The sequence below is a fragment of the Phenylobacterium sp. genome (genome assembly GCF_035475775.1).
Classification (GTDB): domain Bacteria; phylum Pseudomonadota; class Alphaproteobacteria; order Caulobacterales; family Caulobacteraceae; genus Phenylobacterium.
In genome coordinates this window covers 16,497-37,200 of the sequence record NZ_DATIMC010000134.1, presented here as the reverse complement: position 1 = coordinate 37,200, position 20,704 = coordinate 16,497, and the positions used below count along the sequence as shown (strand labels likewise).

General features: G+C 70.1%; 18 protein-coding genes. 7 read left to right on the top strand and 11 right to left on the bottom strand.

All coding sequences use genetic code 11. The annotated features are described in order from the left end of the window. Positions 1-76: 76 nt before the first annotated feature. On the bottom strand, positions 77-1,027 hold the full coding sequence (locus VLI41_RS15740; protein ID WP_325269037.1) for a LysR family transcriptional regulator: 951 nt from the start codon (positions 1,025-1,027) through the stop codon (positions 77-79). A 106-nt stretch (positions 1,028-1,133) separates the two neighbouring features. Here VLI41_RS15740 and VLI41_RS15735 point away from each other — a divergent pair, with 106 nt between their 5' ends. Both VLI41_RS15735 and VLI41_RS15730 read left to right on the top strand, forming a co-directional pair. Next, positions 1,134-1,718 carry an NAD(P)H-dependent oxidoreductase gene (locus VLI41_RS15735; protein WP_325269036.1) on the top strand — a complete coding sequence of 195 codons (585 nt, stop codon included), beginning with the start codon at positions 1,134-1,136 and terminating at the stop codon, positions 1,716-1,718. Between the two features lie 24 nt (positions 1,719-1,742). Then, positions 1,743-2,537 (top strand): class III extradiol ring-cleavage dioxygenase, encoded by a 795-nt coding sequence (locus tag VLI41_RS15730; RefSeq protein ID WP_325269035.1) that lies wholly within the window; start codon positions 1,743-1,745, stop codon positions 2,535-2,537. A 109-nt stretch (positions 2,538-2,646) separates the two neighbouring features. On the opposite strand, the gene VLI41_RS15725 is transcribed toward VLI41_RS15730, so the two are convergent. Next, positions 2,647-4,977, bottom strand: a complete 2,331-nt coding sequence (locus VLI41_RS15725; protein WP_325269034.1) for an ATP-binding protein — start codon at positions 4,975-4,977, stop codon at positions 2,647-2,649. Positions 4,978-5,133: 156 nt separating this feature from the next. Further along, the gene (locus VLI41_RS15720; RefSeq protein ID WP_325269033.1) at positions 5,134-5,937 is read right to left on the bottom strand and encodes an RNA methyltransferase; all 804 of its coding nucleotides are present in this window, start codon (positions 5,935-5,937) and stop codon (positions 5,134-5,136) included. Positions 5,938-6,011: 74 nt separating this feature from the next. Between VLI41_RS15720 and VLI41_RS15715 the strand changes: the two genes are divergently transcribed. Then, complete coding sequence (locus VLI41_RS15715; protein WP_325269032.1) at positions 6,012-7,280, top strand: cytochrome P450; 1,269 nt, start codon at positions 6,012-6,014, stop codon at positions 7,278-7,280. Here VLI41_RS15715 and VLI41_RS15710 read toward each other — a convergent pair. The 7 genes from VLI41_RS15710 to VLI41_RS15680 form a co-directional block, all read right to left on the bottom strand. Continuing rightward, positions 7,277-7,489 (bottom strand): hypothetical protein, encoded by a 213-nt coding sequence (locus tag VLI41_RS15710; RefSeq protein WP_325269031.1) that lies wholly within the window; start codon positions 7,487-7,489, stop codon positions 7,277-7,279. The two genes, VLI41_RS15715 and VLI41_RS15710, sit on opposite strands and share 4 nt — an antisense overlap. Before the next feature lie 159 nt (positions 7,490-7,648). Further along, on the bottom strand, positions 7,649-8,317 hold the full coding sequence (locus VLI41_RS15705; protein ID WP_325269030.1) for a hypothetical protein: 669 nt from the start codon (positions 8,315-8,317) through the stop codon (positions 7,649-7,651). Positions 8,318-8,461: 144 nt separating this feature from the next. Then, positions 8,462-9,214, bottom strand: a complete 753-nt coding sequence (locus tag VLI41_RS15700; protein WP_325269029.1) for an enoyl-CoA hydratase/isomerase family protein — start codon at positions 9,212-9,214, stop codon at positions 8,462-8,464. After that, complete coding sequence (locus VLI41_RS15695) at positions 9,211-10,395, bottom strand: CoA transferase (protein WP_325269028.1); 1,185 nt, start codon at positions 10,393-10,395, stop codon at positions 9,211-9,213. The genes VLI41_RS15700 and VLI41_RS15695 overlap by 4 nt, the downstream gene beginning before the upstream one ends. 55 nt (positions 10,396-10,450) lie before the next feature. After that, on the bottom strand, positions 10,451-11,032 hold the full coding sequence (locus VLI41_RS15690; protein ID WP_325269027.1) for a hypothetical protein: 582 nt from the start codon (positions 11,030-11,032) through the stop codon (positions 10,451-10,453). A gap of 11 nt (positions 11,033-11,043) precedes the next feature. After that, a complete protein-coding gene (locus VLI41_RS15685; protein ID WP_325269026.1) occupies positions 11,044-11,814 on the bottom strand; it encodes an SDR family oxidoreductase in 771 nt (256 codons plus the stop codon). 13 nt (positions 11,815-11,827) lie between these two features. Further along, entirely contained in the window at positions 11,828-13,087 is a 1,260-nt protein-coding gene (locus VLI41_RS15680) for a sodium:proton antiporter (RefSeq protein WP_325269025.1), read from the bottom strand. A 128-nt stretch (positions 13,088-13,215) separates the two neighbouring features. On the opposite strand from VLI41_RS15680, the gene VLI41_RS15675 reads away from it, so the two are divergent. From VLI41_RS15675 to VLI41_RS15660, 4 genes are all read left to right on the top strand, one after another. Further along, positions 13,216-15,039: a methanol/ethanol family PQQ-dependent dehydrogenase gene (locus VLI41_RS15675; RefSeq protein ID WP_325269024.1), complete on the top strand. Its 1,824-nt coding sequence runs from the start codon at positions 13,216-13,218 to the stop codon at positions 15,037-15,039. A 5-nt stretch (positions 15,040-15,044) separates the two neighbouring features. Further along, complete coding sequence (locus VLI41_RS15670) at positions 15,045-16,022, top strand: PQQ-dependent catabolism-associated beta-propeller protein (protein ID WP_325269023.1); 978 nt, start codon at positions 15,045-15,047, stop codon at positions 16,020-16,022. Continuing rightward, positions 16,019-16,831 (top strand): substrate-binding domain-containing protein, encoded by an 813-nt coding sequence (locus VLI41_RS15665; protein ID WP_325269022.1) that lies wholly within the window; start codon positions 16,019-16,021, stop codon positions 16,829-16,831. Before VLI41_RS15670 ends, VLI41_RS15665 begins: the two co-directional genes overlap by 4 nt. 455 nt (positions 16,832-17,286) lie before the next feature. Further along, positions 17,287-17,991 carry a Crp/Fnr family transcriptional regulator gene (locus VLI41_RS15660; protein ID WP_325269021.1) on the top strand — a complete coding sequence of 235 codons (705 nt, stop codon included), beginning with the start codon at positions 17,287-17,289 and terminating at the stop codon, positions 17,989-17,991. 3 nt (positions 17,992-17,994) lie between these two features. Here VLI41_RS15660 and ppc read toward each other — a convergent pair whose 3' ends face one another. After that, positions 17,995-20,682 (bottom strand): phosphoenolpyruvate carboxylase, encoded by a 2,688-nt coding sequence (gene ppc, locus VLI41_RS15655; RefSeq protein ID WP_325269020.1) that lies wholly within the window; start codon positions 20,680-20,682, stop codon positions 17,995-17,997. Positions 20,683-20,704: the final 22 nt, after the last annotated feature.

Genomic DNA, 20,704 nt, shown 5'->3' with positions numbered 1-20,704 from the left:
CTGGATGTAGCGGGTCAGATCGCCGCGTTCCGCGGTTGTCTTGCTTTCAGCCATGGCCGGTGACCGTGACGCAGCCTCAGCCCACTGGCAATGCGCCGCGGCGGGCGGCCCAGGGCGGCTCGCCCCAGCCCTTCCGCCACTCCGGCTCGCCCGCGAAGCGCTCGGCCAGGAAGTCCACGAACACGCGGACCTTGGCCGCCAGGTGGCGGCTGTGCGGATAGACGGCGTGGACCGCGATCACCTCCGGCTCGAAACCGCACAACAAGGGCGTCAGCCGCCCTTCGCGCAGGCGGTCGGCGGCGATGAAGTCTGGGGAGCGCGCCACGCCCAGGCCCCGCTCGGCCGCGGCGAGGCAGCTCTCGGCGCCGGCGAACCGCAGCCGGCCGTGGACCCGCACGTCCATGCATTCGCCCTCCTGGGCAAAGCTCCAGAGGTTCGGTTCGGCGGTGTTGAGGTCGATGATTGCCTCATGCGCGGCCAGATCCGAGGGTGATTGCGGCGCGCCGTGCTTCTGGAGATAGGCCGGCGAGGCGCAGGCGATCATGGTGACGGGGGCGAGACGACGGGCGATCAGCGAGGAGTCCGGTAGCCGCCCGATGCGAATGGCCACGTCGAAGCCCTCATCCACCAGGTTCACCATCCGGTCGGCGTAGAAGACCTCCAGCGACACGCTTGGATAGGCGGCGGCGAAGTCCAGCAGCGCCGGATCGAGCTGCTTCGAGCCGAACGACACCGGCGCGGAGATGCGCAACAGGCCGCTTGGTCCGGACTCCTCCCGCACCGAGTCCTCCAGGGTCTCGAAGTCCTCCAGCAGCACGCGGGCGCGCTCCAGATAGGCGCGGCCGGTGTCGGTCAGCGAGACATCGCGGGTGGTGCGATTGAGCAGCCGCGCTCCCAGCCGGTCCTCCAGCCGGGCGACCAGCTTGGAGACCTGGGCGCCCGAGACGCCCAGCCGACGGGCGGCCTGGGTGAAGCTGCGGGCGTCCGCGACGGCGGCGAAGGCGGAAATCTCGTCGAGGCGGTCCATGGGATTTCTTCCGTTTCGGAAGCATATTTGTGCTTGGCGCGTCGATTATCAACGGCTGAGCGGCGTCCCATCTCCCAGCCACAGCAATTCAACGGGAGAGAGACAAATGAGCCAAGCCCGCACCGTCGCCGTCCTGGTCGGCAGCCTTCGCAAGGACTCCGCCAGCCGCAAGGTCGCCAAGGCGCTCGCGGCGCTTGCGCCGTCGACGCTGAAATTCCGCTTCGTCGAGATCGGCGACCTGCCGCACTACGATTCCGACCTGGAGACCGAGACGCCGCCGGCCGCGTGGACGCGCTTCCGCCGCGAGGTGGCCGACGCCGAGGCCGTCCTCTTCGTCACGCCGGAGTACAACCGCTCGATTCCCGGCGTCCTCAAGAACGCCATCGACGTGGGCTCCCGGCCCTGGGGCGAAGCGGTGTGGAGCGACAAGCCCACGGCGATCGTCTCCACCTCGATGGGGGCGCTGGGCGGCTTCGGGGCCAATCACCACCTGCGCCAGGCGCTGTCGTTCTTCGCCGCGCCCATTCTGGGACAGCCGGAGGCCTATGTCGGCGCCGCCCACACGCTGTTCGACGAGACCGGCGAACTGACCAGCGAGGCCACCGCGGATTTCCTGCGCTCGCTCGGCCTGGCGTTCGAGGCCTTCATCGCGCGGCAGTCGCCCGACGCGGCGGTCCGGGCGGCCGCCTGATTTCACGGAGCTCCCGAGGCGATCATGACCTTGCCCACCGTCTTCATTCCCCACGGCGCGGGCCCCTGTTTCTTCATGGACTGGACCCGCGGCCCCGCCGACGACTGGGCCCCCTTGGCCGAGTGGCTGAAGGGGCTCGTCGGCTCCTTGCCGGAGCGGCCGAAGGCCATCCTGGTGATCTCCGGTCATTGGGAGGCGCCGGCCTTCACCGTCGGCTCGGCCGAGCGGCCGCCGCTGATCTTCGATTACTACGGCTTTCCCGAGCACACCTATCGACTGAGGTTCGAGGCGCCCGGCTCGCCCGCCCTCGCCCGGCGCATCCGCGAGCTTCTGGTCGCCGCGGGCCTGCCGGCGCAGGAGGACGCCGAGCGCGGCTACGACCACGGGGTCTTCGTGCCCCTGAAGCTGGTCACGCCCGAGGCCGACATTCCGGTGGTCCAGCTCTCGCTCAACCAGGACCTCGATCCCGACACCCACCTGGCGGCCGGCCGGGCGCTCGCGCCGTTGCGCGATGAGGGCGTGCTCATCGTCGGCTCCGGGATGAGCTGGCACAACATGCGCGGCTTCACCCCGGCGTTCACCGGCAAGTCCGCGGCGTTCGACGCCTGGCTCGCGCAAGCCACCGCTGATCCGGCGCGCCGCGAGGAGGCGCTGCGCCATTGGGCCGAAGCGCCCTACGCCCGCGAGGCCCATCCGCGGGAGGAGCACCTTGCGCCGCTGTTCGTGGCCGCCGGCGCGGCCGAGGGCGAGACGGGCCGCGTCGCCTTCCGCGACACGGTCATGGACGTGGTGGTCTCGGCGATCGAATTCGGAGGCTGATCTCCCCCCAGCCTCCGATCCGGACCGCGGGGATGCGGTCCGGCTCAGGGCCTCCGGCGCCTGCGCCCCGACACACCCGCAGGATCCGGAGGTCCTGTTTCCTGGCCGGTCAGGCTGCGGCCTGCCCCGCAGCCGCGCCGTCCTCGCGCTGCGCGGCCGCAAGCACCGCCTCGAAGAGCCGGGCCGCCTCGATCGGCTTGGCGACGAAGGCGTCCATGCCGGCGGCCCGGTACTCCCTGATCTGGTGCGACATCACGTTGGCGGTGAGCGCCACGATCGGCGTGCGCGGCCGGCCTTCGCCGTCTTCGCGGGCGCGGATGATGGCGGCCGCCGTGGGCCCGTCCATCTCCGGCATCTGCACGTCCATGAGGATCAGATCCCACGGCTCCCGCGCCCAGGCCTCCACCGCCTGCCGGCCGTCGGAGACCATCACCGGGTCGATCCCGATCTGCGACAGCAGGGTCTTGAGGACCAGCCGGTTCATGCCGTTGTCCTCGGCGGCCAACACGCGCAGCGCCGATGGCGCCACGGTCATTTCGGGCGCCGGGCGCGCCGAGGCGCTGGTCTTGCGCGGCGCGCGGCTCTTGGGCAGCGGCAGCTCGACCAGAAAGGTCGCGCCCTTGCCGAGCGTGGACGAGGCGCTGATCGCCCCGCCCATGACCTCGGTCAGCTCGCGGCAGATGGCGAGGCCGAGGCCCGTGCCGCCGAAGCGCCGCGTCATCGACGCATCGGCCTGCTCGAACTTGCGGAACAGGATGGCGAGCTTGTCCGGCGCCACCCCGATCCCGGTGTCGGCGACAGTGATCGTCAGGCGCCCCTCGCGGCGGCCGACCTTGACCTTGACCGCGCCCTTGTCGGTGAACTTCAGGGCGTTGGAGACCAGATTGTAGAGGATCTGCCGCAGCCTGACCGGATCGCCGAGATAGATCCCCTGCGCCCGGCGGGCGACATTCAGCTCGAAGGCGACGCCCTTGGCCTGGGCGGTGGCGGCGAAGGTCGCGTGCGCATTGCGCGCCAGCTCGGAGATGTCGAAGGCCGTCGTCTCCAGCTCCAGCTTGCCGGCCTCGATCTTCGAGAGGTCCAGGACGTCGTTGAGGATCGCCAGCAGCGCCTCGCCCGACTGGCGGATCACGTCCAGGCGCTCGCGCTGGCGGTCGGAGAGCTCGCCGTGCGACATGGCCTGGGCCATCCCCAGCACGCCGTTCAGCGGCGTGCGGATTTCGTGGCTCATCGTGGCCAGGAACGCGCTCTTGGCGCGGGTGGCGGCCTCGGCCTCCTCCTTCGCCCGCAGCAGCGCCTGCTCGCCCTTTTTGCGTTCGGTCACGTTCTGCAGCGCGCCCAGCAGGCCGACCGCCTCGCCTTGTTCGTTGTGGATCAGCCGCACAGAGCCCTGGACCCAGACCTCCTTGCCGTCGCCGCGGGCCACGCGGTACTCCGGCCGATAGGGCGCGCGATCGCTCAGATGGCGGTCCCAGAGCTCCATCGTCGCGGGGCGATCGCGCTCGTCGATGGTGCCCCAGATGTCGCTCGCCAGGTCGTGGTACGTCTTGGGCTTGTCGAAGAAAGTGTCCTCGGCGCCCACCTTGATCAGCTCCTGGCGGACGTAATCCATCTCCCAGACGTGGATGTCGGCCAGCTCCAGCGCGAGCTTCAGCCGCGCTTCGGATCGTTCGCTCCGCTCCAGGGCCTCGACCATGTCGGTCACGTCGTGGCCGCTGATCAGGACGCCGCCGACCTCGCCCGAGCCCACCCGCCAGGGGGTGATTTCGGAGCGGTACCACCGCCACGAGCCGTCGGGCATCTGCACGCGTCCGCGCTCGGATTCCACCGTCTCGCCGGCCAGGCAGCGTGCGAGCGCTTCGCTCCATTGGGCCGCCTGCGGCATCACCTCGGCCAGCCGGTGGCCCACCGCCTGGCGGACGCGCAGGCCGCGCGAGGCGAGCCAGCGTCGGCTTGCCGCCAGGATCCGGAGCTCGTTGTCCATCATGATCAGCGAAAGGGGCGCGTTCGAGATGATGCCGCCCAGGACCTGCCGCGCCGCCTCGCTCTGCCGCCGCGACACCTCCTGGGCCGCCTTGGCCTGGACGCGGCGCCATTCGTCGGCCAGCAGGTCCGCCAGGTCCTGCAGGCGCTGGGCGAGCTCTGGGTCGTGGTCGCGCGGAAGCGGGCTCGCCAACCCCAACGACCCCGGAATCGAGCCGTCCGGGAGCCGGATCGGCGCGGCGGCGATCAGCCGGGCGTGAGGCGGGCCGGTGACCGTGGAGGCCTCCGCAAAGCGCGGATCCCGCCTCGCATCGGCAATCCACAGCGGTTCGCCGGATTCGACGACCATCTCGGCGATCAGCGGCCGGCCGCGGGGCCGGCGGCCCTCCGGGTCGCGGCTCCGCCAGGGCTTGCCGTCCACCAGCAGGGTGATCTGCGCCGCGGCCGGCGCGAACAAGGTCTCCGCCAGTCGCGTGATGCGCGCGAAAACCTCAGCGGATTCTTCGAAACCCGCCGGCGCGGACACGGGCGCGCTGAGACTCTTGACTGACATGGTTGTCCGGATGCCGCTCCCTGGCCGGCCGGACCTTCTCATCTCGGGCTAAACAGCCCCTTAAGCGCGGTTTCGTACAGTTGCGAGGTGGTGCAGCACGATCCCGCTGGCCGTGGCGACGTTCAGGCTGTCGAAGCCGTGCGCCATCGGGATGCGCACGCTGCGCGCCCGAGCCAACAGCTCCGCAGCCAGACCCGGGCCTTCCGCCCCGAACAGCGCCGCCTGGCGCGGCGCGCCCGGGACCTCCTCCAGGGTCTCGGCGCCGGCGGGCGACAGCGCGATCACCTCGAAGCCGGCGCGCTCGAGGGTTGCGAGCAGGTCATGCGCCGGCGGGAGGCGCGCGAAGGGCACGGTCAGCGCTGCGCCCACCGAGACCCGGATCGCCTTGCGGTACAGCGGATCGCAGCAGCCGGGGTCCAGCAGCACCGCGTCCGCCCCGAACGCCGCCGCATTGCGGAACAGGCCGCCCATGTTGTCGTGGTTGGCGATCGCCGATAGCCCGACCACCAGCGCCCGTTCCGGCAGCGCGGCGAGCAGGTCGCCGGCGGCGGGCTCGGCCCGCTCACCGAGGGCCAGCACCCCGCGATGGATCGGGAAGCCCACGATCTGGTCCATGACGGCCTGGCTCGCCGCATAGATGGGGGTGCTGTCCGGCAGAGCCTCGAGCCGGCCGGCGATCGCCTCCAGGCGCTTGCTGGCGACCAGCACCGAGCGGAGCGGGTGGCGGCCGGCCGCGACCAGCTTCTCCAGCACCACCAGCCCCTCGGCGATGAAACCGCCGCCGCGCCCCACGAGATCGCGTTCGCGCACCGCGCGGTAGTCTTCGATCCTGGGATCGTCCGGATGTGAGATCGCGACGATCACGCGCGCCCGGCCGGAAAAGTTGACGCTAGCGTCATTTTGGCGTTACCCAGAGACAGATCCGAGGAGAGACCGCCATGGCCGACGGCGACATCGCGCTTCTGAAGCAGGCGCGGGACGAGGCCTATTCGATCCCGCTGGAGAACCTCGACCCGGCCCAGCCGCGGCTCTTCCAGGCCGACACCATGTGGCCCTACTTCGAGCGGCTGCGGAAGGAGGCGCCGGTCCACTTCAGCGCCGAAAGCGAGTTCGGCCCCTATTGGTCGATCACCAGGTACAACGACATCCTGGCCGTGGACACCAACCATCAGGCGTTCTCGTCCGACTACCTGCGGGGCGGGATCACCATCGGCGGCGGGCGCCAGAACATGGACCCGCTGCCGATGTTCATCGCCATGGATCCGCCCAAGCACGACGTCCAGCGCAAGGCCGTCTCGCCCGCGGTGGCCCCGAACGCGCTGGCCACCATGGCGCCGCAGATCCGCGAGCGCGCCGCGGGAATCCTGGACGGCCTGCCGATCGGCGAGGAACTCGACTGGGTCGACAAGGTCTCCAAGGAGCTCACCGCGATGACCCTTGCGACGCTGTTCGACGCGCCGCAGGAGGACCGCCGCAAGATCACCTACTGGTCGGACGTGGTGACCGCCGCCCCCATGCCCGGGGGACTGGTCGAGTCCCTGGAACAGAAGATGGCGATCTTCCAGGAGTACCAGGCCTACTTCAACGAGCTGTGGAACCGGAAGGTCAACGCCCCGCCGCACGACGACCTGATCTCGATGCTGGCGCATCACCCTGAGACCCGGAACATGGCGCCGCGCGAGTACTTCGGGAACATCGTGCTGCTCACCGTGGGCGGCAACGACACCACCCGCAACACCATCTCCGGCTCGGTGCTGGCGCTGAACCGCAACCCGGATCAATACCGCAAGCTGCGGGACAATCCGCACCTGATCCCCTCGATGGTCTCCGAGACCATCCGCTGGCAGACGCCGCTGGCGCACATGCGGCGCACGGCCGTCGAGGATTTCGAGTTCGGCGGCAAGACCATCCGCGCCGGCGAGAAGGTGGTCATGTGGTACGTCTCGGGCAACCGCGACGACGAGGTGATCGAGAATCCGGACGCCTACATCATCGATCGCGAGCGGCCGCGCACCCACGTCTCCTTCGGGTTCGGCATCCACCGGTGCGTCGGCAACCGCCTGGCCGAGCTGCAGCTCACCATCATCTGGGAGGAGATCCTGAAGCGCTTCCCGGAAATCGTCGTGGTCGGCGAGCCGAAGCGCGTCTACTCCACCTTCGTGAGGGGCTACGAGACCCTGCCGGTGGTGATCCCGCGCCGGACCTAGTCGGCGTCGCGCCGATCGTCGATCCTCGCTGCGGCCGGATGCGGCCAGAGCCGGACCATGGCGCCCAGCGCCATCGATCCCGCGACCGCCATGGCTGCGCCGGGCCACCGGACGTGGTCCATCCCGTCAGCTGCGAGCACGGCCGCCAGGCCGGTCGACAGCACCATCAGGAACACGGAGCCGAGCTTTTCGAACTTCTCGCCGATCACGGAGCCAATCTCGCTGAACAGGGCGTGCGCGACTGACGGGACCAGGTCTCGGCGTCGCAACGCGGGGGCTGGGAAGGCGGCGCCTCAGGGGCAGGCCTTTGCGGCCACGGGATGTAGGTGCTGCGCGGGCAAGACAAGCGCGGCGGCAGCGGGCGTCCGTCAGGGCGCGATCGGATCGTTCGGAAACGCCAGCTGCTCGCGGGCCCGCCACTCGTCGGTGACGTAGTTGATGATCACGCTGCGGCGCGGCGTGGCGATCTTGCGCGCCTCGAAGCCGTGCCAGGTGTTGTCCGAGGGCACGAACACAAGGGCGGTGTTCCAGCCGAACGGCGCCCGCTCCGCCCAGGTCTCGCGATCGGCGTAGAGGTCGGTGCCGAGGTCTTCCTGCCCCTCCCCGCCCAGGTAATAGAGCATGGTGTAGGTCTTCACGCCGAGATCGGTGTGCGGCTGGAGCCAGAACCCCGAGATGTCGACGGCGTATTCGACGCGAAGATAGCAGCCGCCGAGCTTGGCGCCGGTCCGGGCCATGATCGCGCGGGTGACCCGCTGCGACTGCAGCGCCTCCACGACGGCGCGAGCCACGGGATAGCGGTCGAGCACCTCGCCCGCGAAATAGGAGCGCTGGTCATTGTGCAGCTCGCGCTTGCCGGAGACCCCGTTGAGCTCGACAGCGTGGAACGGCAGTTCGGAAAGCGCCTTCGCGGTCGCCTCGGGAAAGACGCCGGCGAGCCGCCAGTTGCGGTAGGGCGCCTCGCGCCGTTCGGCCGCGGCGAAGCTCGCGAGCATCGCCTCCTCGATGCGGTTGGCGACCGTCGTGGTCCCGGCCATGGCGCGATGCTCCAAGCGAAAGCCACGGCGAATCGAACGCCGCGATGCAGCCCACCCGGCCGCCCATATAGGCTGAAGCGGCCCCGCCCGCCATCGCGCACCAGTCGTGCGGCGTTTCGCGCGGTCTGCGGACGCCGCCCTGCCCTAGCTGCGCGTGAACACCGGGTCCTTGCGCTCGCGGAAGGCGGCGACGGCGATCTTGTGGTCGTTGCTCCGGCGCAGGACCCGAAGCTCCGCCCCCAGCATCCGATTGGCGTCCTCCGGGCTGAGGTCGGGCGCGCGGGTGGCGGTGCGCTTGGTGGCTTCCACGGAGAGCGGCGCGCGCGAGGCGATCCGCTCGGCGAGCCGGCGGGCGGCCGGGATCAGCTCTTCCGGCGCGTGCAGGCCGGTCGTCAGCCCATAGCGCTCGGCGGTCTCCGCGTCGTGCGGCGCGCCGGTGAGCAGCATGGCTTTGGCCCGCGAGACGCCGATCAGGCGCGGCAGGCGGTAGGTCGAGGCCATCAGCCCCACGTTCACGCCGGCGCAGACGAACTTCGCCTCGGTGGACGCGATGCGGATGTCGCAGCAGCAGGCGAGCTCGAAGCCGCCGCCGACGCACCAGCCGTTCACCGCGGCGATCACCGGCACGCGCGTGGCCTCGAGGCGATCGAGCAGCCGTCCAAAGCCGGCGAGGTCCTCGCCCTGAGGACCCTCGGCCTTCAGGTCGTCGCCGGAGCAGAACGCGCGGCCCTTGCCGGTCACGATCAGGCAGCGGAGGCTGTCATCGGCTTCGACGCGGTCGAGCGCGGCCATGAAGGTTGCGCGCATCTCGACGCCCAGCGGGTTCATCGGCGGATTGTCCAAGGTGAGCTCGACAACGCCTGCCGCCACACGCTCCACATGCACCTCGCCGCTCACGCCGCCGGCTCCTTCCGCTGGTCGGCCGCCGCGCCATCGCGGATCAGGGCCTCGACCTCATCGTTCGCAAACCCCGCCTCGGCCAGCACGGCGCGGGTGTCCTGGCCGACCTCGGCCGGTCCGCGCGTCAGCTCCACCGGCGTGGCGTGCAGCTTGATCGGCGTGCGCACGAACCGCCGGCCCGCCACCTCGGCGAGCAGGCCGCGCGCGGCGACCTGTGGGTCGGCCCACGCCTGGGCGATATCGTTCAGCGGTCCGGCGGGAACGCCGACCGCCGCCAGCTTGGCAAGCCAGCTCTCCGTGGTTCCGCGCGTCAGGATCTGTTCGAGGCGCGCCTGCAGGGCGTCGCGGTTGCGCACCCGGCGGTTGGGGCGATCGAACCCCTCCTCCGTCGCCACCTGCGGCTCGCCCAACGCCTCGCAGAAGCGGACCCAGAGCCGCTGATTGTTGACCCCCACGACGATCCAGCCGTCGGCCGTCCGCAGCGCTTCGTACGGCGCGGCCAACCGATGGCGCGTGCCCTGGCGCTTGGCGACCTCGCCGGTGGAGAGAAAGAGCCCGGTCTCCCAGATCGTATAGGCGAGCGCGCTCTCCAGCAGCGAGGTCTCGACGTGCTGGCCCTCGCCTGTCCGGTCGCGGTGCCGCAGCGCCGCCAGCACGCCCACCGCAGCGAACACCCCGGCGTTGAGGTCCGACAGCGGCACGCCGGCGGCGACCGGCTGCTGGCTGCCCGCTTCGCCGGTGAAGCTCATGATGCCGCTCATCGCCTGGGCGATCAGGTCGAAGCCGCCGCGGTCGCGATAGGGCCCGTCGAGGCCGAAGCCGGACACCGAGGCGTAGACCAGCCGCGGATTGATCTCCGAAAGCGCCGCATAGCCCAGCCCCATGCGGTCCAGCGACCCGGGCCGGTAGTTCTCGACGAAGATGTCGGCCGTCTCGGCGAGACGACGCACGACGTGGGCCCCGCGCTCGGTCGTGAGATCGAGCGCGATCGCACGCTTGTTGCGGTTCACGTAGTCGAAGGCGCGGAACGCCTGGCCGGGATGGCCGCGGGTGGTTTCGCCGGCCGGGGGCTCGATCTTGATCACCTCGGCGCCGAGGTCGGCCAGGATCAGCGAACAGTAGGCGCCGGCGATCACGTGCGTGCAGTCCAGCACCTTCAGGCCGTCGAGCGCGTGCATGCCGATCCCTTTTGCGCGCCGCCACCCTGGGCGTTTGCCGGAAACGATAGAGGCCCTACGGCGGCGGCGCCAGCAGGCAGGCGCGCGCCAGCGACACGCGGGTGAGCTCACGCCGGCGACGGAAGATCTGCATCGCCTCAGTCGTGGGATCGCGGCTCTTCTGCCATTCGCCGAGGTCGCGATAGCGGGTCATCAGCAGCAGCCGCCGGGACCCGTCCGCTTTTTCCGAGACGGTGGGCTCGATGGCGAACAGACCGTAGATCCTGGCGTCGAACCCGGCCTCGAAGTCGGCCCAGGCGGCCCCCGAGAGGCGCAGGAACTCGTCGAACCCCTCGGCGTCCACATTGAACCAGTTGTGGACATAGATGCCGCCCGGATCGGGGCGGGCCTCCTGGTGCGGCCGAAGCGTCGGCGACATGCGGTGGCGCTCGGCGGCGACCACGCCCGAGCCCTTGAGGACCGCATCCGGGCTCGCCCGGTCGTCGGTCAGCACCAGGGCCTCGTCCGAGGCGAAGCCCAGCAGGGGGGTGAAGACCCCGAGGATCCCCGGGCCGCCGGTCGAATAGACCTGGTCGGCGAGCACCCGCTGGGCCTTGCGCTCGCGTCCGAGCCTGAGCTCGTAATAGTGGTAAATCATGGTGCTTAGGATCAGAAGTTCGCGCGGCGGCTGATCGCGCCGTCGACCACGAGGTTGACCCCGGTGGTGAACGCCGAGCGCGGGCTCGCCAGGAACACGGTGGCGGCGGCGATCTCCTCCGGCGTCGCCATCCGGCCGGTGGGATTGCGCTTGATCATCTGTTCGAAGAAGGCCGGCGCGTTCTGCTTGACGTTGCCCCAGACGCCGCCTTCGAAGAACACGGTGCCGGGGGAGACGACGTTGCAGCGGATCTTCTTGCCCGCATTCTCGCGAGCCACGCCCTTGGCGAAGTGGATCTGGGCGGCCTTCAGCGCGCCGTAGGAATTGGGGTTGTCGGTCTCCGCCGCGGAGATCGAGGAGGTGATCAGGAAGGCGGCGTCGCCCTTCTCCTGCGCGGCCCTTTCCATGTGCGGCTTGGCCGCCTCGAACGCCCGCACCGCGCCCATGATGTCGATCTCGAACATCGCCTTCCAGGCGTCCTCGGCGTTGCCCTGCACCAGGGCCGAGGCGTTGGAGACCAGGATGTCCAGGCCGCCCAGCTGACTGGCGGCCTCGTTCACGAAGCCCTTGAGCGCGGGGCCGTCGCCGATGTCCACCGCCTGGCCCCACGCCCCCACGCCCTTGGCCTGAAGGCTCCTCACCGCCTCGGCGACCTGATCGGCGTTGCGGGCGCAGATCGCGACGTTGGCGCCTTCCTCCGCGAACAGCTCGGCGATCGCCCGACCGATGCCGCGCGTGGCGCCGGTCACGACCGCCGTCTTGCCCTTGAGTTGCAGGTCCATCTCGTCCCCTCGTCTAAGCCTGCGCGCGGCCGGGCCGCGGCGTCCCCGCATGCCAGGCCGCCACCCGACCGAAGGTCAGGCCTTGGACCAGCACCGAGAAGATCACTACCGCGAAGGTTGTCGAAAGGATAATCCCCTGCGCCGCCCCCTCTGGGATCGAGAGCGCCATGGCGAGCGACAGGGCGCCGTGCAGTCCGCCCCAGGCCAGCACCAGGCCGGCGTGCTTTTGGCTCTGACGGAGCTGGAAGTAGGTCCCCCAGGGCATCACCACCGCGAAGCGGGCGGCCAGCACCAGGACCAGGGCCGCCGCCCAGAGGCCCAACAGTCGGACATCCAGCGGGATCACCAGCACCTCGAGCCCCAGGAGCATGAAGAGCAGGCCGTTCAGCACCTCGTCGACGAGCGTCCAGAACGCCCGCACATAGCGCTGCGTCGTCTCGCTCATGGCCGTGCGGACGCCCCTGTCGCCGACCAGCAGGCCCGCGGCGACGACGGCGATGGGGCCGCTCACCCCCAGGCCCTGGGCGATGGCGTAGACGCCGGTCGCCAGCGCCAGCGAGAGGGTGACCTCCACGGCATAGTCGTCGATCGCACGCATCACGCGGATGACCAGGGCGGCGCCCAACATGCCCAGCACCAGGCCGCCGGCCGCCTGCACCACCACCTGGGCCACCGTGGCGACCGGACTGATCTGGCCGCCGCCGGCCGCGATCGCCAGCGCGGCGGTGAACACCACGATGCCGACGCCGTCATTGAACAGGGCCTCGCCCTGCAGCACCACCTCGAGCACCTTGGAAAGCCGGCCCTCGCGCACCGCGGCCAGCACCGCAATGGGGTCGGTCGGGCTGATCAGCGCACCGAACACACAGGCCCAGGCGAGGCCGAGCGGCAGGCCCAGCGCGCCGGCGACCAGCCACAGGCCGACGCCGACGATGAGCGTGGAGGCGAGCACCCCCAGGGTCGCCAGCGTCCAGACGGAAAGCCTGCGGCGGCGAAGCTCCGACAGATCCACCTGCATGGCGCCGGCGAACAGCAGGAAAGCCAGCATGTAGCCCATGACGGCGCGCGGGAAATCCAGCCCGTGGACGGCCGCGATCACCGGTCCCGCACCGCTGCGCGGCGCCCAGCGCTCGAGCACCACCAGCAGGCCGGCGTTGGCCAGCCCCGCGATCACCATGATCGTCGCAGTGGGCCAGCGCAGCAGCCTGGCGTTCAGCCAGCCCGCCGCCGCCACCAGGCTCAGGAACAGCGCCGCCAGCTGAAATGGAGTCATGGAATGATCCTTCCAGGCCAGCTTGGCGTTACGGACCTGAACGTCGACCCGGGGTGTCCGCGATGGGAGGAATGACGGCGCGTGCGCTGAGTGGGCAGCCGAAGCCTGGCCGAAGCCGGCTCCTGGCGTTGATCGCCGTCGCCGCGTCCCTGGCGGCCCTCGCGGCCTGCGACCGCAAGCCAGCCCCGCCGGTCGGACCTGCTCACGAGGCCGCCGTCCCGCCAGGCGGCACGGGCGCCACCGCGATGATCCCGGCCGAGGACGGCCAGTGGACGATGCCGGCCAAGGACTACGCCTCCACGCGTTTCTCGGGGCTGAGCGAGATCACCGTCAACAATGTGCAGAACCTGAAGGTGGCGTTCACCTTCTCGACCGGCGTCAACAAGGGCCATGAGGCCGCGCCGCTGGTGGTCGGGACGACCATGTACGTGGTGACGCCCTATCCCAACGACCTCTATGCGCTCGACCTCACCAAGCCCGGCGCGCCGACCAAATGGGTCTATCACCCGCTGCCGAAGCCCGCGAGCCAGGGGGTGGCGTGCTGTGACGTGGTCAATCGCGGCGTCGCCTTCTGGAACGGCAAGGTGATCCTCAACACGCTCGACGGCTACACCGTGGGGGTCGACGCCAACACCGGCAAGGAGGTCTGGCGCACGCAGCTCGGCGATATCAACCGGGGTGAGACGATCACCATGGCGCCGCTGGTGGTGAAGGGCAAAGTGCTGGTGGGCGACGCCGGCGGCGAGTTCGGCGTGCGCGGCTGGCTGACGGCGCTCGATGCCGACACCGGCAAGATCGTCTGGCGCGCCTATCACACGGGCCCCGACAAGGACGTGCTGATCGGGCCCGACTTCCACCCCTTCTACGCCAGCGATCGCGGCAAGGACCTCGGCGTCACCACCTGGCCCACCGACGCCTGGAACATTGGCGGCGGCACCATGTGGGGTTGGATCTCCTACGATCCGCAGCTCAACCTGATCTACTACGGCACGGCCAATCCGGGGCCCTGGAACGCCGAGCAGCGGCCCGGCGACAACAAGTGGACCTCAGGGGTGTTCGCGCGCGATCCCGACACCGGGGCGGCCAAGTGGTTCTACCAGTCCACACCGCACGACGTGCACGACTACGACGGCATCAACGAGAACCTGCTGCTGGAGGTGCCGTTCAACGGACAGCTTCGCAAGGTCGTGGCCCGGCCCGAACGCAACGGCTACTTCTATCTGATCGACCGCGTCACCGGCGAAGTCCTGGCCGCCGATCCCTATTCCTACGTGAACTCCAGTTTCGGCGTGGACCTGAAGACCGGGCGGCTGAAGGTGAACCCGGAGAAGGTCCCCCAGCAAGGCAAGGTGATCCGCGACATCTGCCCGACCGCCTCCGGCGCCAAGGACTGGAACCCGTCCGCCTTTTCGCCGCGCACCGGGCTGGTCTACATCCCGCACGAGAACCTCTGCATGGACTGGGAGAACGTCCAGGCGAACTACATCGCCGGCACGCCCTATGTCGGCGCCGACGTCCGCATGAAGGCCGGCCCCGGCGGCAACCGCGGCGTGCTGACCGCCTGGGACCCGGTGCATCGCAAGGCCATCTGGGAGATCAAGGAAGACCTGCCGCTGTGGTCCGGCGCGCTCGCCACCGCCGGCGATCTGGTCTTCTACGGGACCATGGACGGCTGGTTCAAAGCCCTCGACGCGCGCAACGGCAAGGAACTGTGGCGGTTCAAGGCCGCCTCGGGGATCATCGGCCAGCCGATCGCGTACCGCGGCCCGGACGGGCATGAGTACATCGCGATCCTCGCCGGCGTCGGCGGCTGGGCGGGCGCGATCGTCTCGGGCGACCTCGACCCGCGCGATCCGACCGCCGCGCTGGGTTTCGTCGGCGCCATGGCCGACCTGAAGCAGAAGACCACGGCCGGCGGAGTGCTCTACGTCTTCTCCCTGCCCCAGAGGTGAAGCGCTTGCGGGGGGCGGCGCTCGTTGTTGGCCTGCTCGCGGCGGGGGTCTCCGCCTGCAGCCGCATCCCGCCTGCCCGGCCGCACACCGTCTGGGTCTCCGACGAACAAGCCGACGTGGTGCACGTGATCGACGGGGCGACGCTGAAGGAGACGGCTCGCCTGGCGGTGGGCCGCCGGCCGCGCGGTCTGGCGCTCTCGCCCGACGGACGCACGCTCTATGTCGCGGTGAGCAACGACAATCGGATCGCCGAGATCGATGTCGCCTCGCGGCGGATCCGCGGCTATCTCGCCTCCGGCCCCGACCCTGAGCGCTTCGCCGTAAGTCCGGACGGCGCGATGCTCTACATCGCCAACGAGGACGACGGCGCGGCCTCCGCGCTCGACATCGCCGCCGACAAGCTGGTTCGCCAGACCACCGTCGGGCCGGAGCCGGAGGGCATGGCGGTCAGCCCCGATGGCCGGCTGGTGATCTGCACCTCGGAGGGCGCGAGCCTGGTCCACTTCATCGACGCGCGCACCGGCGCGCTGCTGGACAGCATCCTGGTGGGCGCGCGGCCGCGTGATGCGAGGTTCACGCCCGACGGCCGGCGGCTCTGGGTCACGTCCGAGGCCCGCGCGACCGTGACGCTGTTCGACGTGGCGACCCGCAGACGCTCCGCCGTCATCGACTTGCAGAAGGCCGATCCGCCGCCTTCCGTGCAGGCCGTGAGCCTGGTCCTCACGCGCGCCGCAGACCGGCTCTACGTGGCGCTCGGCCGCGGCGACCATGCCGCCGAGATCGACGCCCGGACGCTGAAGGTCAGCCGGTACTTCCCGACGGGGTCCCGCACCTGGGGGATCGCGTTGTCCCCCGACGAGAGCCGCCTCTATGGCGCGAGCGGCCTCTCCGGCGATCTCGCGGTGATCGATCTGAAGAGCGGCCGCCGAATCGCGGACCTCAAGCTCGGCGGCCGCCCCTGGGGGGTGGTGACCACGCCATGAGAAGCCTGGCGTTCATCCTCTTGTCGGGCCTGCTGCTCGCCGCCTGCGGGCCGAAGACTCTGAGGGTCTGCGCCGATCCCAACAACCTGCCGTTCTCCAACCGCGCCGGTCAGGGTTTCGAGAACAGGCTCGTGGAACTGATCGCCAGGGACCTCGGCGCAAAGGTCGAATACACGTGGTGGGCCCAGCGGCGCGGCTACGTGCGCAACACGCTGAAGGACCGGCGCTGCGACGTCTGGCCGGGCGTCGCGACCCAGGTCGACATGCTGGCGACGACCCGACCCTACTACCGCTCCACCTACGTCTTCGTCACCCGCGCCGACCGGGGGCTGGACATCACCTCCTTCGACGACCCGCGTCTCAAGCGCCTCAAGATCGGCGTGCAGATGGTCGGAAACGACGCCCAGAATACGCCCCCCGCGCATGCGCTCGCCCGGCGGGGGATCTTCGACAATGTCCGCGGCTACATGCTCTACGGCGACTACGCCCGGCCCAGCCCGCCGGCCGAGATCGTCCAGGCCGTCGACCGCGGCGACATCGACGTGGCGGTCGTCTGGGGACCGCTCGCCGGCTATTTCGCCGCCAAGGCCGCCCACCCACTGAGGCTCGCCCCGGTGCAGCCCTGGCTGGATGGGCCGCAGTGGCCGATGGTGTTCGACATCTCAATGGGCGTGCGCCGCGATGACCCGAAGCTCCGCCAGACGCTCGATGGGGAGCTCGAAAGGCGCGCCGGCGCGGTGAAGGCCCTGCTCGCCGAGTTTCACGTGCCGCAACTCGCCGATCCGACGGCGCCGGATCCCTCGGGATGATCGGGACCGAAGCTGCGCTCGCCCGATCTATACAATTGATGTCTGGTACAGCCGAGCCCTTCGCCGCTCATCTAGGGCCAGACCCCATTCTGGGGCCGGTAGCTCCGGGAAAAACTCATATGTCTGCTATATACATTTGGCAGATGTATTTTCTCGTATCCCAATGGGGCATCAAGTACCGGTCGAGGATAAAGGCTTGTACTCTGGGAATTTCCACAACTCAATCCATGTTTCTGTTCAGACACAGAGCGTATGCCATCGCCCCTACGCCTGGGAACATCTTGTTGGTACGGCGCCGTACAGGAACCTTTGCTGTCGGCGTCGGTTAGAGCCTTGTCGGGTTGGGCGTCGCGCTCAAGGCCGAAGGTGCAGCTAGGGGGCGGCGGAGCCGCCTCCGCCAACCGGGGGAGCGTGCGATGACGGGCCGCTTCAGCACTCATCTGGGCGTTCGGCCCATGGATCCGATCGTGCGCCGCCTGCGGAGCCTGGCGCCCCTCTCGGACGCCGAGCTGGAGCTCATCCGCGGTCTGGCCGAACGCCGCGAGCGCTACGCGCCTGGCGACCAGCTCATCGCCGAGGGCGGCGTCAGCCAACGCCCCCGCTTCGTGATCTCCGGCTGGGCCTGCCGCAATCGCCTGATGGCCGATGGGCGGCGGCAGATCTTCAGCTTCATGGCGCCGGGCGAAGGCCTTGGGTTCGGCCGCCGGCCGGCGCTCGCCGCCACGGTGGCCCTGACCGCCTTGGAGACCGTCGACGCCACGCCTGTGATCGAAGGCGTACGCCGCGGCGCCTTCCCCGGACTGGCGCGCGCCCTCGCGGCCATGGAGACCACGGAAGACGCGCTGCTGCTCGACCACATCGTGCGGCTCGGTCGGCTGACCGCGTTCGAACGCGTGGCGCACTTCCTGCTCGAACTGCAGCAACGGCTGGAGGTCGCCGGCCTGGGCGACAAGCAGCGCTTCCCCCTGCCCCTGACCCAGGAGATCCTGGCCGACGCCCTGGGGCTCTCGATCGTGCACGTGAACCGCACTCTGCAGCAACTCCGGCGTGCGGGCCTGATCGAGCTGCGCTCCGGCGTGGCGATCCTCCTGCAGCCGGAAGCCCTGGCGAAGGTCTGCGACTACCGCGCGACCGCGGTCTCGCCCACCAAGGCGGCGTGAACCCTAGCCGGTATTGCGCAGCCCCGCGGCGATCCCGTTGATGGTCAGGTGAACGCCCTCGAGGACCGACTCGTCCGCATCGCCGGCGCGGCGCCGGCGGATCAGCTCGATCTGCAGGTGGTTCAGGGGATCGATGTACGGCAGCCGCGAGCGGATCATCGCGGCGAGGTCCGGGGATTTCTCGAGCAGCGCCGACTGGCCGGTGATCGCGAGCAGGGCTTCGAGCGTGCGGTCCCACTCGGCCCGGATATGGTCGAACACCGTGGTCGCGAGCGCCCGGTCCTCGACCAGGCCGGCATAGCGGCTGGCGATGCCGAGATCGGCCTTGGCCAGCACCATCTCCATGTTGGCCAGCGTGGTGGCGAAGAACGGCCACGCCTCGTGCATTTCCTTGAGCGCAGTGACCGGGACCCCGGCGTCCTTGACCGCCGAGCCGAAGCCGTACCAGCCGGGCAGCATGGCCCGCGACTGCGACCAGGAGAACACCCACGGGATGGCCCTGAGCGCCTGCACGCTGCGCGTCGATGAGCGCGCCGTGGGCCGGCTGCCGATGTTCAGATCGGCGATCTCGTTGATCGGGGTGGCGGCGTAGAAATAGTCTGCGAAGCCCGTAGTCTCGAACACCAGGGCGCGGTAGGCGCCCATGGCCGCCCGCGCCAGCGCATCCATCGCCTTGCCGTGCGGCGGCGAGGTTTCCCCGGCGGCGGCTGACTGCAGGGAGGCCAGCACCACGCCGGCGGTGAGCGTCTCCAGGCTCTGCTGGGCGATCTCCGGATCGGGGTACTTGTTGGACACCACCTCGCCCTGTTCGGTGATGCGGATGCGGCCGTTCACGGTCCCGCGCGGCTGGGCGAGCAGCGCCTCGAAGCTGGAGCCGCCGCCGCGGCCCACCGCCCCGCCCCGGCCATGGAACAGCTGCAGCCGCAGGCCCGCGCCTCCGACGACGGCGCAGATCGCGCGCGAGGCCTTGTGCAGCTCCCAGGTGGAGGTGAGGTAGCTTCCGTCCTTGTTGGAGTCGGAATAGCCGATCATCACCTCCTGCAGGCCGGACGGCGCGAGCAGTTGCTTGATCAGCGGCAGATCGAGATACCGCGCCATGGTCTGCGGCGCGGCGCGCAGGTCCTCGATGGTCTCGAACAGCGGCTCGGCGAAGACCTCGGTCCGCGGCGGATCGCCGGGCGAGAACAGCCCCACCTCCTTGAGCAGCAGATAGACCTCCAGGAGGTCCGAGACGGCGGTGGTGTTGGAGACGATGTAGCAGCGGATCGTCTGGGAGCCGTAGCGGCGCTTCACGTCCGCCGCGGCCGAGAGCACGGCGTGCTCGCGCGAGGTCTCCTCGCTGTAGTCGGCGAACGGCGAATAGAGCAGCCGGCCGTGCGCAAGCTCCTTGAGCAGCAGCTCGCAACGCCCGGGCTCCTCGAGGTCGGCGTAGTTCGGACAGACGCCCGCCACCTTCAGCAGCTCGGCCGTGACGCGTTCGTGCACCGCCGAATTCTGGCGCAGGTCGAGCGTCGCGAGATGGAAGCCGAACACGTCCACGGCCCGGATCAGGTCCGGCAGGGGCCCGCGTTCGAACGCCGCCCCGTGCTTCTCCAGCAGCGAGTCGAGCACGACCTGCAGGTCGGCCCTGAGCGCCTCGGGGTGGTCGTAGGCCGGCGCAGGACCCGCCGGCGGCCGCGGAGGCGGCTCGCCGGTCAGTTCGCGGTAGGTCGCCGCGAGCCGGGCGTAGATGCCGATCAGCGCCCGTCGATAGGGCTCCTCCGCACGATGCGGCGAGTGGTCGACGGAGGCCGCCGCGAGCGTCGCGAGCGCCGGCGTGACCTGCGCCAACCGGTTGGAGAGCGACAGCTCCGCGCCGAGCGCATGAAGCCGCTCCAGGTAGAGCGCCAGCGCAGCCTTGGCCTGCCGGGCGAGGGCGGCCTGCAGCACCTCGGCCGTAACGTAGGGATTGCCGTCCCGGTCGCCGCCGACCCAGGAGCCGATCCGCAGGAAGCTGGGCAGCTCGCCCAGCACGTCGCGCCAGTGGGCGTAGAGGGCCGGCAGGGCGGCCAGGAAGCTGCGCTCGAAGAACGAGACCGCGTTCTCGATCTCGTCGGCCACCTCGGGCTTGACCGATCGCAGCAGCCGCGTGCGCCAGAAGATCGAGACCTGGCGGTTCAGCTCACGCTCGATCGCCTCCCGCGCCGGTTCGCTGGAGGCCTGGTCGAAGGCGTCGAGCTCGTCGGCGATCGCGCCCTGGCGGTCGAGGACGCTCTTGCGGCGCACCTCGCTGGGATGGGCGGTGATCACCGGGGCGATCAGTCCGCCCCGCAGGAGCTCGGCGACGGCATCCGGGCCGGTCCCTTCGGCGCGCAGGGTGCGCAGGGCGCCGGCGAGGGTGTCCGGCCGGGCGTCGCCGCTGCGGCCTCGGCGGCGGTCGATCTGGTCCTCGGCGATATTGGTGATCTGCAGGAAGCAGGCGAACGAATGGACGAAGCGGACCGTGTCCGACAGGCTCAGGCCCGCCAGGCGCTCGGCCATGCGGGCCGCGGCCTGCGGCGTGCCCTCGCGGTGGAAGGCGACCGAGGCCTGACGGATCTCCTCGATCTGGTCGAACACCGCCTGACCGTCCTGGGCGCGGATCACGTCGCCCAGCACGCGGCCCATGAAGCGGACGGTGGCTCGGAGCTGGTCGGGGAGCGACTGGCTCATCGCCGGAAGAAGCCACGATCGG

Excerpts from the sequence above, each read along its gene's own strand:
- VLI41_RS15740 (WP_325269037.1), bottom strand. The coding sequence starts at position 1,027 with ATGGACCGCCTCGACGAGATTTCCGCCTTCGCCGCCGTCGCGGACGCC.
- VLI41_RS15735 (WP_325269036.1), top strand. The coding sequence starts at position 1,134 with ATGAGCCAAGCCCGCACCGTCGCCGTCCTGGTCGGCAGCCTTCGCAAG.
- VLI41_RS15730 (WP_325269035.1), top strand. The coding sequence starts at position 1,743 with ATGACCTTGCCCACCGTCTTCATTCCCCACGGCGCGGGCCCCTGTTTC.
- VLI41_RS15715 (WP_325269032.1), top strand. The coding sequence starts at position 6,012 with ATGGCCGACGGCGACATCGCGCTTCTGAAGCAGGCGCGGGACGAGGCC.
- VLI41_RS15705 (WP_325269030.1), bottom strand. The coding sequence starts at position 8,317 with ATGGCCGGGACCACGACGGTCGCCAACCGCATCGAGGAGGCGATGCTC.
- VLI41_RS15695 (WP_325269028.1), bottom strand. The coding sequence starts at position 10,395 with ATGCACGCGCTCGACGGCCTGAAGGTGCTGGACTGCACGCACGTGATC.
- VLI41_RS15690 (WP_325269027.1), bottom strand. The coding sequence starts at position 11,032 with ATGATTTACCACTATTACGAGCTCAGGCTCGGACGCGAGCGCAAGGCC.
- VLI41_RS15685 (WP_325269026.1), bottom strand. The coding sequence starts at position 11,814 with ATGGACCTGCAACTCAAGGGCAAGACGGCGGTCGTGACCGGCGCCACG.
- VLI41_RS15680 (WP_325269025.1), bottom strand. The coding sequence starts at position 13,087 with ATGACTCCATTTCAGCTGGCGGCGCTGTTCCTGAGCCTGGTGGCGGCG.
- VLI41_RS15665 (WP_325269022.1), top strand. The coding sequence starts at position 16,019 with ATGAGAAGCCTGGCGTTCATCCTCTTGTCGGGCCTGCTGCTCGCCGCC.
- VLI41_RS15660 (WP_325269021.1), top strand. The coding sequence starts at position 17,287 with ATGGATCCGATCGTGCGCCGCCTGCGGAGCCTGGCGCCCCTCTCGGAC.
- ppc (WP_325269020.1), bottom strand. The coding sequence starts at position 20,682 with ATGAGCCAGTCGCTCCCCGACCAGCTCCGAGCCACCGTCCGCTTCATG.